The organism is Pseudomonas sp. CM27 (assembly GCF_013179515.1).
In the GTDB taxonomy this organism is placed as follows: Bacteria; Pseudomonadota; Gammaproteobacteria; order Pseudomonadales; family Pseudomonadaceae; genus Aquipseudomonas.
The window spans coordinates 1-13,869 of record NZ_JABMCN010000158.1 but is presented as its reverse complement, the minus strand read 5'-3'; the positions used below and the strand labels follow the sequence as shown (position 1 = coordinate 13,869).

Genomic DNA, 13,869 nt, shown 5'->3' with positions numbered 1-13,869 from the left:
TCCAGCTGGCGCACTTCTTGGGCGAGCTTGTCGAGGAATTGCATGCGGCGCATCAGGCGCTCGGCCTTGTCGCGCTCGCCTGGGGCATCCCAGCAGGCGGCAAAGTCCTCATTCAGCGTGTCCTGGGCAACCCGCAGGCGCTTCTTGAACACACCGACACCGTCAAGGTCGGCTTCGTCCTGCAACTCTTCGAGCTCTTCACGCCACTGCATCTGCTGCATCAGGAAGTCCGGGTCGTGGACCGTGACCTCCTGGGGCACTTCGTGGCCGCTGATGGCCAGCAGGTAGCGGGCACGGCGCGGCGCACTGCGCAGCGTCTGGTAGGCGTCGTTGAGGGCGGCGGACTTTTCCAGCGCTACGCGCTGCTCACGCTCGGAGGCGTCGGCAAAGCGGTCGGGATGGACTTCGCGGGCCAGCTCGCGATAGCGAGTGGCCAGCTTGTCGAGATCCAGGCGGAAGCTTGGCTGGAGGTCAAACAATGCGTAATGACAAGGAGTACCCACAGCCAGCCTCAAACGTTGAAGCTTTCGCCGCAGCCACATTCACCGCGCACGTTGGGGTTGTTGAACTTGAAACCTTCGTTCAACCCTTCCTTGACGAAGTCCAGCTCGGTACCGTCGAGGTATACCAGGCTCTTGGGATCGATGATCACCTTGACGCCGTGGTTTTCGAACACTGTGTCTTCGTCCGCCAGCTCGTCGACGAACTCCAGCACGTAGGCCAGGCCCGAGCAACCGGTGGTGCGCACGCCCAGGCGAATGCCTTCACCCTTGCCGCGCCCATCGAGGGAGCGGCGAATGTGGTTGGCGGCGGCTTCTGTCATGCTGATAGCCATCAGAACTCCTTACCTTGCAACAGGCGACTTAGATCAAGCCTTTCTTCTGCTTGTAATCGCGCACGGCTGCCTTGATGGCATCCTCGGCGAGTACCGAGCAGTGGATCTTGACCGGCGGCAACGCCAGTTCTTCGGCCAGCTGGGTGTTCTTGATGGTTTCGGCTTCGTCCAGGGTCTTGCCCTTCATCCACTCGGTGGCAAGGGAGCTGGAAGCGATGGCCGAACCGCAGCCGTAGGTCTTGAACTTGGCGTCTTCGATGACGCCCTGCTCGTTGACCTTGATTTGCAGACGCATCACGTCACCGCACGCTGGAGCACCGACCATGCCGGTACCGACATCCGGGTCCTCGGCATTCATCTTGCCGACGTTGCGTGGGTTTTCGTAGTGGTCGATGACCTTTTCACTGTATGCCATGGTGCAATTCCTTCCTCATCAGGGAGCCGCTCTTGCCGGCGACTGCTTAGTGGGCGGCCCACTCGATCTTGGAGATGTCGACGCCGTCTTTGTACATGTCCCACAGCGGGGACAGTTCGCGCAGTTTGTTGACTGCCTTGCAGACTTCCTGCGCGGCGTGGTCGACTTCTTCTTCAGTGGTGAAGCGGCCGAAGGAGAAGCGGATCGAGCTGTGCGCCAGTTCGTCGTTGCGGCCCAGAGCGCGCAGTACATACGACGGCTCGAGCGAAGCGGAGGTGCAGGCCGAACCGGACGATACGGCGATGTCTTTCAAGGACATCAGCAGCGACTCGCCTTCGACGTAGTTGAAGCTCAGGTTCAGGTTGTGCGGTACACGGGCGGTCTGGCTGCCGTTGACGTACAGTTCTTCAAGGTCCGAGACCTGCTTGAAGAAGCGGTCGCTCAGGGCCTTGATGCGCACGTTTTCAGCGGCCATTTCCTGCTTGGCAATGGCGAAAGCTTCGCCCATGCCGACGATCTGGTGGGTCGGCAGGGTGCCCGAACGCATGCCGCGCTCATGGCCACCGCCGTGAATGATGGCTTCCAGACGTACACGCGGCTTGCGGCTGACGTACAGCGCGCCGATGCCTTTGGGGCCGTAGACCTTGTGCGCCGAGAACGACATCAGGTCGACTTTCAGCTTTTGCACGTCGATGTCGACCTTGCCGGCCGACTGCGCGGCGTCGACATGGAACAGCACGCCACGCGAGCGGGTCAGCTCACCGATGGCGGCGATGTCGTTGATCGAACCGACTTCGTTGTTCACGTGCATCAGCGAGACCAGAATGGTGTCGTCACGCAGTACCGCTTCTACCATGGCCGGGGTGACGATGCCGTCTTCGCCTGGCTCGAGGTAGGTGACTTCGAAACCTTCACGCTCCAGCTGGCGAGCAGTATCCAGGACCGCCTTGTGCTCGATCTTGGAGGTGATGATGTGCTTGCCTTTGGTCTGATAGAAGTGCGCGACACCCTTGAGTGCGAGGTTGTCGGACTCGGTGGCACCGCTGGTCCAGACGATTTCGCGCGGATCGGCGTTGATCAGCTCGGCAACCTGGCGACGACCGTTCTCGACCGCCTCTTCGGCCTTCCAGCCGAAGACATGGGAGCGCGAAGCCGGGTTACCGAAGTTCCCGTCGACCAGCAGGCAGTCGGCCATTTTCTGGGCCACGCGTGGGTCGACCGGAGTGGTCGCGGAGTAATCAAGGTAGATCGGCAACTTCATTTGTCTCTCCTATCAGGCGGTGGCGTCGCTCGTCGTCCCAGGGGGATCAATCGACGGCGGACGTCTCAATCTTGTCCAGCTGGGCGGTTCGGCCTGCGACACGCCGCAGGTCCTGGCGCTGGGCGACTTCCTGCACCTCACGGCGCTTGACGAGGTCGGCCAGGCTGATGCCACTGAGGAATTCATGGATCTGCTGACTGAGGTCGCACCACAGGTGGTGGGTCAGGCAGGTATCACCGGCATGGCAGTCCCCAAGCCCCTGGCAGCGGGTAGCATCGACCGATTCATTGACCGCATCGATGACCTGGGCCACCTGGATGGTTTCCATGCCCCGCGACAGCTGATAGCCACCGCCTGGACCGCGCACACTGGAAACCAGGCTGCTGCGGCGCAGCTTGGCGAACAGCTGCTCCAGATAAGAGAGGGAAATGCCCTGGCGCTCGGAAATGTCGGCCAAAGACACCGGCCCATGCTGCGCGTGCAACGCCAGGTCGAGCATGGCAGTCACGGCGTATCGGCCTTTGGTAGTCAGTCGCATGGCTATTGGGTACCACGGGAGTTTCGGGATGTGTCGGAGTATGCGATTCCCGAGCATTTAAGTCAACTATTAGACCTACTGCTTTAGTCGGGTTTGCATCCGGGAGGCGGGCGCGATTGTAGCAGACGAGGGGCGTGCGCACACGCCCCGTATGTCACCATGATGTCAGCGCGGCGCAATCAATGCGACTGAGTGTCGCGCTGGGCGGCCTGGGCAACCTCGGTGAAGTCGTCTTCCGGCAGTGCCGGCAGCTCCTTGGCACAGTAGTCACTGCCCATCTTGGTCAGCGCCCCGCACATACCCTCCAGCCGCTCGTCGACTGCCTGCAGGTGGTCGAGCATCTGGCCGATGGCACGGGCCACAGGGTCAGGCATGTCGCCACTGACACCGTAGGCATCGAAGCCGATCTTCTCGGCCATGGCCTTGCGCTTGGCCTCCACCTCGCTGTCTTCGCTCTTGACGATGATCCGCCCCGGGATGCCCACCGCCGTAGCCCCGGCCGGCACCGCCTTGGTCACCACCGCGTTGGAGCCGATCTTGGCGCCGGCGCCGACGGTGAACGGGCCCAGCACCTTGGCCCCCGCCCCTACCACCACGCCGTTTTCCAGGGTGGGGTGGCGCTTGCCTTTGTTCCAGCTGGTGCCGCCCAGGGTCACACCCTGATAGAGGGTGACGTCATCGCCGATCTCGGCGGTTTCGCCGATGACGATGCCCATGCCATGGTCAATGAAGAAACGCCGACCGATGGTGGCACCGGGATGGATCTCTATACCGGTCAGCCAGCGGCCGAAGTTCGACACCAGCCGCGCCAGCCACTTGAAATCACGCTTCCACAGGGCATTGCCCAGGCGGTGCAGCCAGATGGCATGCATGCCCGGGTAGCAGGTAAGCACCTCGAAAGCATTGCGCGCAGCCGGGTCACGATGGAATACGCTTTGAATATCTTCACGCAGGCGTTCGAACATCTGATCAGTCCTTCCGTTTATGCGGCTCGCCCCGGACCACCTTCTGGGTCTCGGTAAGGATGCCGCGCAAAATGCTCATTTCCGTACGCTCGACCGCCACCCGCCCGTACAGCCGGCGCAGGCGCGGCATCAGGTGCTTGGGCTTGTCGGGGTCGAGGAAGCCGATGCCCACCAGGGTTTTTTCCAGGTGGTCGTAGAACAGCTCCATTTCGTCCATGGTCGCCAGCTCGCTGGCGTCAGCCTTCTCGACCTTGCCCGGCGCTTCTACGGTGGCCAGCGAGGCCATGCGCACTTCGTAGGAGAGCACCTGGACAGCGGCAGCCAGGTTCAGCGAGCTGAAGTCGGGGTTCGAGGGAATGTGCACGTGGAAGTGACATCGCTGCAGTTCTTCGTTGGTCAGGCCGGCGTGTTCGCGCCCGAACACCAGGGCGATTTCCTCGCCACCATTGGCATGCTCCACCGCCTTGGCGCCGCACTCGCGCGGGCCGATCAACGGCCAGGGAATGCTGCGCTCGCGGGCGCTGGTGCCCATTACCAGGTTGCAGCCGACCAGGGCCTGTTCGAGGCTGTCGACCACCTGGGCGTTATCCAGCACATCGTCGGCGCCCGAGGCACGGGCACTGGCATCCGCGGCGGGGAATTCTTTCGGCTGCACCAGCACCAGGCGCGACAAGCCCATGTTTTTCATGGCACGCGCAGCGCCGCCGATGTTGCCGGGGTGGCTGGTATTGACCAGAACAACACGAATATTTTGCAGCAAGGTGTTGTGCTCACAAGGGCAGTAATCAGGACGTTCGATCTTACAGAACCGACAGACGTAACGCCATGAAAGCAAATGTGACACTTCTGCCGCCAAAGTTTTCTGCTAGAATGATCGGCTTTCTTCTTTAACATCTCCAGGTGACCCGCCCATGCAGCCTATGCTGAATATCGCCCTGCGCGCCGCTCGCAGCGCCAGTGAACTGATTTTCCGCTCCATCGAACGCCTGGATACCATCAAGGTGGACGAGAAAGAGGCTAAGGACTACGTCTCCGAGGTTGATCGCGCCGCCGAGCAGAAAATCGTCGACGCGCTGCGCAAGGCCTACCCGAACCACTCCATCCAGGGTGAAGAGACGGGCATGCACGCGGGCACCGGCGAAGAAGGCAAGGACTACCTGTGGATCATCGATCCGCTGGACGGCACCACCAATTTCCTGCGCGGTATCCCGCACTTTGCCGTGAGCATCGCCTGCAAATACCGCGGTCGCCTTGAGCACGCCGTTGTTCTCGACCCGGTTCGCCAGGAAGAATTCACCGCCAGCCGTGGCCGTGGCGCCCAGCTCAACGGCCGCCGCCTGCGCGTCAGCTCGCGCACCAGCCTGGAAGGCGCCCTGCTGGGTACCGGTTTCCCGTTCCGTGACAGCCAGATGGCCGATATCGACAACTACCTGGGCATGTTCCGCGCCCTGACTGGCCAGACCGCCGGCATCCGCCGCGCCGGCTCCGCCAGCCTGGACCTGGCCTACGTGGCCGCCGGCCGTTTCGATGCGTTCTGGGAGTCGGGCCTGTCCGAGTGGGACATGGCAGCTGGCGTGCTGCTGATTCAGGAAGCGGGCGGTCTGGTGAGCGACTTCAACGGTGGCCATGACTTCCTTGAGAAGGGCCACATCGTTGCCGGCAACATCAAGTGCTTCAAGGCCGTGCTGACTGCCATCCAGCCGCACCTGCCAGAAAGCATGAAGCGCTAAGCGCGGATAGCCGACAAAAAAAGCACCCTTTCGAGGTGCTTTTTTTGTGCCTGATGGTTTGCATTCCCTGTTCCAACCCCATCGCCGGCAAGCCAGCTCCCACAAGGTTATCCACAGGCCTGCGAGCAGATGCCTTCCTGTGGGAGCTGGCTTGCCGGCGATGAGGCCGGTACAGGCAACGACATTACTGCCCAGCTTCGCTGAGGATCAGCTTGCCATTCTTGTCGACAGGGATGGTCGAGCCTGGCTCATGATCCATCTTCACCTGGCCCACCTTGTCACCGATGGTGTACTTCACGTTGTAACCCACCACCTTGTCGCTGATGTCATTGACCGTATTGCAGCGGGTTTGCGTGGTGGTATAGGTGTCACGCTGCTGCATGCCCTCCTGCACCTTGTTGCCGGCATAACCACCACCGACCGCACCGGCCACGGTAGCGATCTTCTTGCCGGTACCACCGCCAATCTGGTTGCCCAGCAGGCCACCGGCAAGGGCTCCCACCACAGTACCGGCGATCTGGTGCTGGTCCTTGACCGGCGCCTGGCGCGTCACGGCTACGTCCTTGCACACTTCACGCGGTGTCTTGATCTGTTGCTTGATCGGTTGCACGTCGGTGACCTGGGCGTATTCAGGCCCCTTGTTCACCAAGCTGTAGGTCGCGACAGCACCTCCGGCAGTGACACCGACAGCACCCAGCACAGCACCTACCAGCATTGATTTATTCACATGAACCTCCTGATCGTACCCGCGGGGGCTAGCCCGCCTTCTCCCTGCCTTGGAGCAAAAAAAAAGGCGCGAGTTCAACACTCGCGCCTTTTTGATCGCCAAGCGGCGTAAGAAACCCCCTTATGGGCGGTCGTCCACACCCTCAGCCTTTACCGGCGGGATCAGGTCTTCGCTGTTCAGGTTCAGCCAGATCAGTACCACGTTGGCGATGTAGATCGACGAGTAAGTACCGGCCAGGACGCCGATGAACAGGGCCAGCGAGAAGCCAAACAGGTTGTCACCACCGAAGAACAGCAGCGCCGCAATGGCCAGCAAGGTCGAAACCGAGGTGGCAACGGTACGCAGCAGCGTCTGGGTAGTGGAAATGTTGATGTTCTCGATCAACGAGGCCTTGCGCATGACGCGGAAGTTCTCACGCACCCGGTCGAATACCACGATGGTGTCGTTAAGCGAGTAGCCGATGATCGCCAGCACCGCCGCCAACACCGTCAGGTCGAAGGTGATCTGGAAGAACGACAGGATACCCAGGGTGACCACCACGTCGTGGATCAGCGAGATGATCGCACCCACGGCGAACTTCCACTGGAAGCGGAACGCCAGGTAGATCAGGATGCCGCCCAGCGCCAGGAGCATGCCCATGCCACCCTGGTCGCGCAGCTCTTCACCCACCTGCGGGCCGACGAATTCGACACGCTTGAGCGTGGCCGGGTTGTCGCCGCCAGCCTTCTCCAGTGCTGCCGCCACCTTGCTGCCCAGCTGCGGGTCATCACCCGGCATGCGCACCAACAGGTCGGTGGTCGCGCCGAAGCTCTGCACCACCGCCTCGTGGAAGCCGGACTCGACCAGCTCGGCACGTACGGCGTTGAGGTCGGCAGGACGCTCGTACGTCAGCTCGATCAGCGTACCGCCGGTGAAGTCCAGACCAAAGTTCAGGCCTTTCTGCCACCAGCTGAACAGCGCCAGGACAGTGAGGAGCACAGTAACGGCAAACGCGACATTGCGCACGCCCATGAAATTGATGGTTTTCATCGCAGCTCCCTCAAACCCACAGCTTCTTGATGTCACGCCCGCCACAAGTCAGGTTGACCAATGCACGGGTCATCATGATGGCAGTGAACATCGAGGTGAAAATCCCGAGGGACATGGTGACCGCAAAGCCTTTGACCGGGCCGGTACCCATGGCAAACAGGATGCCGCCGACCAGCAAGGTGGTCAGGTTGGCGTCGACGATTGCCGAGTAGGCGCGGTTGAAGCCTTCGTGGATGGCGCGCTGCACCGACATGCCGGCAGCAATCTCTTCGCGAATACGCGAGAAGATCAGCACGTTGGCGTCCACCGCCATACCCATGGTCAATACGATACCGGCGATACCCGGCAGGGTCAGGGTGGCGCCCAGCAGCGACATCAACGCCAGCAGCAGCACCATGTTGCCCGCCAGGGCGATGGTGGCCAGCACACCGAAGGCGCGATAGATGGCGATGATGAACAGCGAGACGAACAGCATGCCCCACAGCGACGCATCAATACCCTTGGTGATGTTGTCGGCACCCAGGCTTGGGCCAATGGTGCGTTCTTCAGCGAAGTACATCGGTGCGGCCAGGCCGCCGGCACGCAGCAGCAGGGCCAGCTCCGACGATTCGCCCTGGCCGTTCAGGCCGGTGATGCGGAACTGGCTGCCGAGCGGCGACTGGATGGTCGCCAGGCTGATGATCTTTTTCTCTTCCTGGAAGCTTTGTACGGCAACGTCCTTCTCGACGCCGCCCACGGTCTGCTTGACGTAACGGGTGACCGGCTTCTGCTCGATGAAGATCACCGCCATGCTGCGGCCGACGTTGCTGCGGGTTGCGCGGCTCATCAGCTCGCCACCGTGGCCATCCAGGCGGATGTTCACCTGCGGGCGGCCGTGCTCGTCGAAGCTGGCCTGGGCATCGGTAACCTGGTCACCGGTGATGATCAGGCCGCGCTCGACAGGGGCCGAACGACCGCCTTCACGGAACTCGAAGACTTCGGTAGTGGCCTTGGACGCGCCCGGCTCGGCACCGAAACGGAACTCCAGGTTGGCGGTTTTACCGAGGATACGCTTGGCTTCGGCAGTGTCCTGCACGCCTGGCAGCTCGACCACGATGCGGTTGGCGCCCTGGCGCTGTACCAGCGGCTCGGCCACGCCCAGCTCGTTCACGCGGTTGCGCACGGTGGTGAGGTTCTGCTTGATCGAGTACTCGCGGATCTCGGCGACTTTCGCCTGGGTCAGCGCCAGACGCAGCACGGCAAGCTCGTTGCGGTCGCTGGTGGTCAGCTCGAAATCATTGAAATTCTTGCGGATCAGGGCACGTGCCTGTTCGCGGGTAGCATCGTCAGAGAAGCCCAGCATGATGCCGCCATCCTGCTGAGGCAGGCTGCGGTAGCGGACGCGCTCTTTGCGCAGCAAGGTCTTGACCTCGCCTTCATAGACTTTCATGCGGGCGCTCATGGCCTTGTCCATGTCCACTTCCAGCAGGAAGTGCACACCACCGGACAGGTCCAGGCCCAGCTTCATCGGGCTCGCACCCAGGTTGCGCAGCCATTGCGGGGTAGTCTGGGCCAGGTTAAGGGCCACGACGTAATCATCGCCCAGTGCCTTGCGCACTACATCCTTGGCTGGCAGCTGGTCTTCCTGATTGGTCAGGCGGATCAGCCCGCTGCCCTTCTCGCCCAAGCTCGCGCCTTTTACGGCGATCTTGGCATCGACCAGCGCCTTGCTGACGCGATCGAGGTCGGCCTGGTTCACCTGCAGCGCCGAGCTGGCACCGCTGATCTGCACCGCCGGGTCGTCCGGGTAGAGGTTGGGAGCGGAATAAATGAAACCGACCACCAGTACCAGCACGATCAGTGCATATTTCCACAGAGGGTATTTGTTCAGCATCACGCCGCCCGTTCAAGACGCGGGGCGCGTTGCGCGCCCCGACTGGAAAAATAAACCGGTAACTCAGATAGCCTTGAGCGTACCTTTTGGCAGGGTGGCCGCGATGGCACCCTTCTGGAACTTCAGTTCGACAGTGTCGGACACTTCCAGTACCACGAAATCATCGGAAACCTTGACGATCTTGCCGGCGATGCCGCCGTTGGTGACAACTTCGTCACCTTTCTGCAAGTTGCTCATCAGGTTTTTCTGCTCTTTGGCACGCTTGGCCTGCGGGCGCCAGATCATCAGGTAGAAGATGACCAGGAAACCGACCAGGAAGATCCACTCGAAACCGGTACCGGCTGGGCCGGCGGCAGGTGCAGCAGCGTCCGCGTATGCGGCGGGGATGAAGAAGCTCATTGGGCACTCCTAATGTAATTTTCTAATAATGGATGCGGGCAGTCAGTCCAAGGGCGGCACAGGCAGCCCGCGCTTGGCGTAGAAGGCGTCGACAAAGGCGGCCAATTTACCCTGTTGAATAGCCTCGCGTAAACCGGCCATCAAGCGCTGGTAATGGCGCAAGTTGTGGATGGTATTCAGCATGCTGCTCAGCATTTCTCCGCACTTGTCCAGGTGATGGAGATAGGCGCGGGAGAAGTTGCTGCAGGTGTAGCAGTCACAGGTCGGGTCCAGCGGCGATTCATCATGGCGATGGAACGCGTTGCGGATCTTGATCACCCCTGTATCGACGAACAGATGGCCGTTGCGCGCGTTGCGCGTAGGCATCACGCAGTCGAACATGTCGACGCCGCGGCGCACACCCTCAACGAGATCTTCCGGTTTGCCTACCCCCATAAGGTAACGAGGTTTGTCAGCAGGCATCTGGCCCGGCAGGTAATCCAGCACCTTGATCATTTCGTGCTTGGGTTCGCCCACCGACAGGCCGCCGATGGCCAGGCCGTCGAAGCCAATGTTTTCCAGGCCTTCCAGCGAGCGCATGCGCAGGTCCTGGTACATGCCGCCCTGGACGATGCCGAACAGCGCCGCGGTGTTGTCGGCGTGGGCGTTCTTCGAGCGCTGGGCCCAGCGCAGCGATAGCTCCATGGAGGTACGCGCCACGTCGTGCTCAGCCGGGTACGGAGTGCATTCGTCGAAGATCATCACCACGTCCGAGCCCAGGTCGCGCTGCACCTGCATCGACTCTTCCGGGCCCATGAACACTTTCGAGCCATCGACCGGCGAGGCGAAGGTCACGCCCTCTTCCTTGATCTTGCGCATAGCGCCCAGGCTGAACACCTGGAAACCGCCGGAATCGGTGAGGATCGGGCCTTTCCACTGCATGAAGTCGTGCAGGCCGTTGTGCTTCTTGATCACCTCTGTGCCCGGGCGCAGCCACAGGTGGAAGGTGTTGCCCAGTATCATCTCGGCGCCGATGGCCTCGATGTCGCGCGGCAGCATGCCCTTGACCGTGCCATAGGTACCCACCGGCATGAACGCCGGGGTTTCCACGGTGCCGCGTGGGAAGGTGATGCGACCACGACGGGCCTTGCCGTCGGTGGCCAGCAGTTCGAAGGACATTCGACAGGTGCGACTCATGCTTGATCCTCGGGCCCGCGTGGCGCCGGATTGCGGGTGATGAACATGGCATCACCGTAACTGAAGAAGCGGTACCCGTGCTCGACCGCCGCCGCGTAGGCGGCCATGGTCTCGGGGTAGCCGGCGAAGGCCGAGACCAGCATCAGCAGCGTGGACTCCGGCAGGTGGAAGTTGGTGACCAGGGCGTCGACTACATGGAACGGGCGGCCTGGGTAGATGAAGATGTCGGTGTCGCCGCTGAAGGCCTTGAGCACGCCATCGCGCGCTGCGCTTTCCAGCGACCGCACGCTGGTGGTACCGACCGCGATCACGCGGCCGCCACGGGCACGGCAGGCCTCGATGGCGTCGACCACATCCTGGCCCACTTCGAGCCACTCTTTATGCATGTGGTGGTCTTCGATCTTGTCGACCCGCACTGGCTGGAAGGTACCCGCGCCCACGTGCAGGGTGACAAAGGCCCGCTCGACGCCCTTTGCGGCAATTTTTTCCAGCAAGGCTTCGTCAAAGTGCAGGCCCGCAGTGGGCGCTGCGACCGCCCCGGCACGCTCGGCGTACACGGTCTGGTAGCGCTCGCGGTCGGCGCCCTCATCGGGGCGGTCGATGTAGGGCGGCAGTGGCATATGGCCGACGCGGTCGAGCAATGGCAGCACCTCTTCGGTGAAGCGCAACTCGAACAGCGTGTCATGGCGCGCGACCATCTCGGCCTCGCCACCGCCATCGATGAGAATGACCGCACCCTCCTTGGGCGCCTTGCTGGCACGCACATGGGCCAGCACCCGGTGGCTGTCGAGCACGCGCTCGACCAGCACTTCCAGCTTGCCGCCGGAGGCCTTCTGGCCAAACAACCGCGCCGGGATCACCCGGGTGTTGTTGAACACCATCAGGTCGCCGGGGCGCAGGTGGTCGAGCAGATCGGGAAATTGCTGATGGGCCAGCGCGCCGCTCGGCCCATCGAGGACCAGCAGACGGCTGCCATGGCGCTCGGCCAGTGGGTGGCGAGCGATCAGGGAATCGGGGAGTTCGAAGGAAAAATCGGCGACGCGCATGATGATGTTCGGTTCGGCAGGGCCGGGAAGTTTAGCCCAATGCGCGAAAATTGACCATGAAAGCCGATTGACCGACCAGCGGCGTCTCTCTATACTGCGCGCCACGCCCTGATGGCGGAATTGGTAGACGCGGCGGATTCAAAATCCGTTTTCGAAAGGAGTGGGAGTTCGAGTCTCCCTCGGGGCACCAAGATCCGGAAAAAACCGACCTTATGGTCGGTTTTTTTTCGTCTGCATTTTTTGCAAGCGCGCGTGAGCTCGCCGGGCTTATGCCCATCTATGTTCTGGGCTCAGGCACGCTTCATGCCGAGGTGTTCAGAAAAGCGCAGCTGGTAGCCGTCCGGGTCAGCGTTTTCAATCGGATTTCTCATGACATGCCCCGAAGCCGCAAGCGTAAGCAAATCCAATTAAGTCCCCGCAGGCGCCAGAGTCCGGCAGCTTGACGCCGCCCCAATGACTCCGGGCACTTCACGCATATCTGCACTCTATTGGCCATCACCGGGATTAACACTTAAGCTTTCATTCGTCGGATATATTCCGAAAGCATTGATAGCGTAATAGCACTTGGCCATAGTTGCGCTCCCTTTTATCCACCCTGTGTGACCCATGAAAACAATCGCGCCCTGTGTGGCAGCAATGATGCTGCTTAGTGGGTGCAATGGAGTGCCAACGTCGTACCTTTCAGATCCCGTCTACAGCCAGGCCTTTCTGGTGACATCTGGCCCGCCGCTGCCAATGTTGCTGATGGCCAGCGCCATCCAGTGGAACGAGGATTATGCAGTAACCGCCAAACATACCCCCTTCCTGCGCCACGTTGTCCATGAAGGCCTGGGCGATGTGGTGTTCTTCAAGCACAAGGCAGCCAAGGTCCCGCTGTGGCGCCAGTATGTGCCTGGTGAGGGGGTAACGGCGGTCGGCTTCAACAGCCTGATGATGCCGGTACAGGGCAAGGGCCATGCACTGCCGTCGCTGGTGCGCCTTGAAGGGACGCCAGGCAGTGTCTTCTACTCGGTGCACGACGGGCCTGTGGTCAAAGGCATGTCCGGCGGGCCGGTGTTCGCCGACGATGGCACGGTGGTGGGGATCAACATTGCGATCATCCCCAAAGGCGAGATCGACGCCAGCAAGCGCCCCGACCTCATCGGCAAGGCACGCATCAGCGTGTTCATGTCGTTCAGCGAAATAGACAAGGAATGGCGGCGTTACCAGTTTCAGCTGGCGCAAAAAGCCAAGACCGCTGCTCCTGTGGCTATCAAGGGGTATGTGGCGGTGGTTGCCAAACCAAAACCCTGAATTGGCGCTGGCCCGCATGTTCCTGGCTTCGCCATTGACCAGGAGCTGGTCGAGCGCCGGGCCGCAAAATTCGCGGACGAAATGCTGATCATGATGCAAGGCTAGCGGCCCCTTCGCGGTGAATCCGCTCCTACAGGGGCCCAGCCCTGTTGCTGAACACTTCTGTAACACCACCCTGACGAACAGCACCGAACCATGCCAGTCCCTCGACGTCCGATCCTGCATCCCCCGCGTTCCGAGGTACCCCGCGTGAAAGACATCATCGCCCGCAAGTACCGCCTGGTCGTGAAGACCATCGGTTACATCGGCTGGTCGCTGTTCTGGCTGCTGATCTGGGATGTGCTGGTCACCATCGACTTCATGCTGTTCTTCAACAGCAAGTTCACCCTGCCGCTGATTCCGCTGACCCTGCTGGGCTCGGCGCTGGTGGTGCTGGTGAGTTTCCGCAACAGCAGTGCCTACAACCGCTGGTGGGAGGCGCGCACGTTGTGGGGCGCGCTGGTGAACAGTTCGCGCAGCTTTGCGCGACAGACGCTGACACTGATCGATGACCGCGACGATGGGCTCAACCCGGTGAAGGCC

The 13,869-nt window shown here is 61.5% G+C and carries 16 protein-coding genes and 1 tRNA gene; 4 read left to right on the top strand and 13 right to left on the bottom strand.

Annotated elements, in window-relative coordinates; all coding sequences use genetic code 11:
* The 7 genes from hscB to trmJ all read right to left on the bottom strand — a co-directional run.
* A partial coding sequence (gene hscB, locus HP547_RS19065) for a co-chaperone HscB (RefSeq protein ID WP_172287077.1) occupies positions 1-503 on the bottom strand: 503 nt, incomplete at its 3' end.
* Positions 504-511: 8 nt separating this feature from the next.
* Positions 512-835, bottom strand: a complete 324-nt coding sequence (gene iscA / locus HP547_RS19060; RefSeq protein ID WP_060511418.1) for an iron-sulfur cluster assembly protein IscA — start codon at positions 833-835, stop codon at positions 512-514.
* A 28-nt stretch (positions 836-863) separates the two neighbouring features.
* Entirely contained in the window at positions 864-1,250 is a 387-nt protein-coding gene (gene iscU / locus HP547_RS19055) for a Fe-S cluster assembly scaffold IscU (protein ID WP_003248539.1), read from the bottom strand.
* 46 nt (positions 1,251-1,296) lie between these two features.
* Positions 1,297-2,511 (bottom strand): IscS subfamily cysteine desulfurase, encoded by a 1,215-nt coding sequence (locus tag HP547_RS19050; protein ID WP_172224172.1) that lies wholly within the window; start codon positions 2,509-2,511, stop codon positions 1,297-1,299.
* A gap of 46 nt (positions 2,512-2,557) precedes the next feature.
* Entirely contained in the window at positions 2,558-3,049 is a 492-nt protein-coding gene (gene iscR, locus HP547_RS19045; protein WP_043196984.1) for a Fe-S cluster assembly transcriptional regulator IscR, read from the bottom strand.
* Between the two features lie 179 nt (positions 3,050-3,228).
* Positions 3,229-4,014 (bottom strand): serine O-acetyltransferase, encoded by a 786-nt coding sequence (gene cysE / locus HP547_RS19040; RefSeq protein WP_172224177.1) that lies wholly within the window; start codon positions 4,012-4,014, stop codon positions 3,229-3,231.
* 4 nt (positions 4,015-4,018) lie between these two features.
* Positions 4,019-4,774: a tRNA (cytosine(32)/uridine(32)-2'-O)-methyltransferase TrmJ gene (trmJ, locus tag HP547_RS19035; RefSeq protein WP_172224181.1), complete on the bottom strand. Its 756-nt coding sequence runs from the start codon at positions 4,772-4,774 to the stop codon at positions 4,019-4,021.
* Positions 4,775-4,925: 151 nt separating this feature from the next.
* On the opposite strand from trmJ, the gene suhB reads away from it, so the two are divergent.
* Positions 4,926-5,744 (top strand): inositol-phosphate phosphatase, encoded by an 819-nt coding sequence (suhB, locus tag HP547_RS19030; protein ID WP_172224184.1) that lies wholly within the window; start codon positions 4,926-4,928, stop codon positions 5,742-5,744.
* 184 nt (positions 5,745-5,928) lie between these two features.
* Here the strand turns inward: suhB and HP547_RS19025 are convergent, their stop codons facing one another.
* The 6 genes from HP547_RS19025 to queA form a co-directional block, all read right to left on the bottom strand.
* Entirely contained in the window at positions 5,929-6,471 is a 543-nt protein-coding gene (locus HP547_RS19025) for a glycine zipper 2TM domain-containing protein (protein ID WP_172224187.1), read from the bottom strand.
* 120 nt (positions 6,472-6,591) lie between these two features.
* On the bottom strand, positions 6,592-7,500 hold the full coding sequence (secF, locus tag HP547_RS19020; RefSeq protein WP_172224190.1) for a protein translocase subunit SecF: 909 nt from the start codon (positions 7,498-7,500) through the stop codon (positions 6,592-6,594).
* Positions 7,501-7,510: 10 nt separating this feature from the next.
* Positions 7,511-9,373, bottom strand: a complete 1,863-nt coding sequence (secD, locus tag HP547_RS19015) for a protein translocase subunit SecD (RefSeq protein ID WP_172224194.1) — start codon at positions 9,371-9,373, stop codon at positions 7,511-7,513.
* Positions 9,374-9,436: 63 nt separating this feature from the next.
* Positions 9,437-9,772 carry a preprotein translocase subunit YajC gene (gene yajC / locus HP547_RS19010; RefSeq protein WP_172224197.1) on the bottom strand — a complete coding sequence of 112 codons (336 nt, stop codon included), beginning with the start codon at positions 9,770-9,772 and terminating at the stop codon, positions 9,437-9,439.
* A 42-nt stretch (positions 9,773-9,814) separates the two neighbouring features.
* Complete coding sequence (gene tgt / locus HP547_RS19005) at positions 9,815-10,930, bottom strand: tRNA guanosine(34) transglycosylase Tgt (protein ID WP_172287079.1); 1,116 nt, start codon at positions 10,928-10,930, stop codon at positions 9,815-9,817.
* A 14-nt stretch (positions 10,931-10,944) separates the two neighbouring features.
* A complete protein-coding gene (queA, locus tag HP547_RS19000) occupies positions 10,945-11,994 on the bottom strand; it encodes a tRNA preQ1(34) S-adenosylmethionine ribosyltransferase-isomerase QueA (protein WP_172231411.1) in 1,050 nt (349 codons plus the stop codon).
* 105 nt (positions 11,995-12,099) lie between these two features.
* On the opposite strand from queA, the gene HP547_RS18995 reads away from it, so the two are divergent.
* From HP547_RS18995 to HP547_RS18985, 3 genes are all read left to right on the top strand, one after another.
* Positions 12,100-12,184 (top strand) — tRNA-Leu (locus HP547_RS18995).
* Between the two features lie 449 nt (positions 12,185-12,633).
* Positions 12,634-13,287: a serine protease gene (locus HP547_RS18990; RefSeq protein ID WP_172287078.1), complete on the top strand. Its 654-nt coding sequence runs from the start codon at positions 12,634-12,636 to the stop codon at positions 13,285-13,287.
* 249 nt (positions 13,288-13,536) lie between these two features.
* Positions 13,537-13,869 (top strand): bestrophin family ion channel (locus HP547_RS18985; protein ID WP_372242905.1); only part of this gene is annotated, 333 nt, incomplete at its 3' end.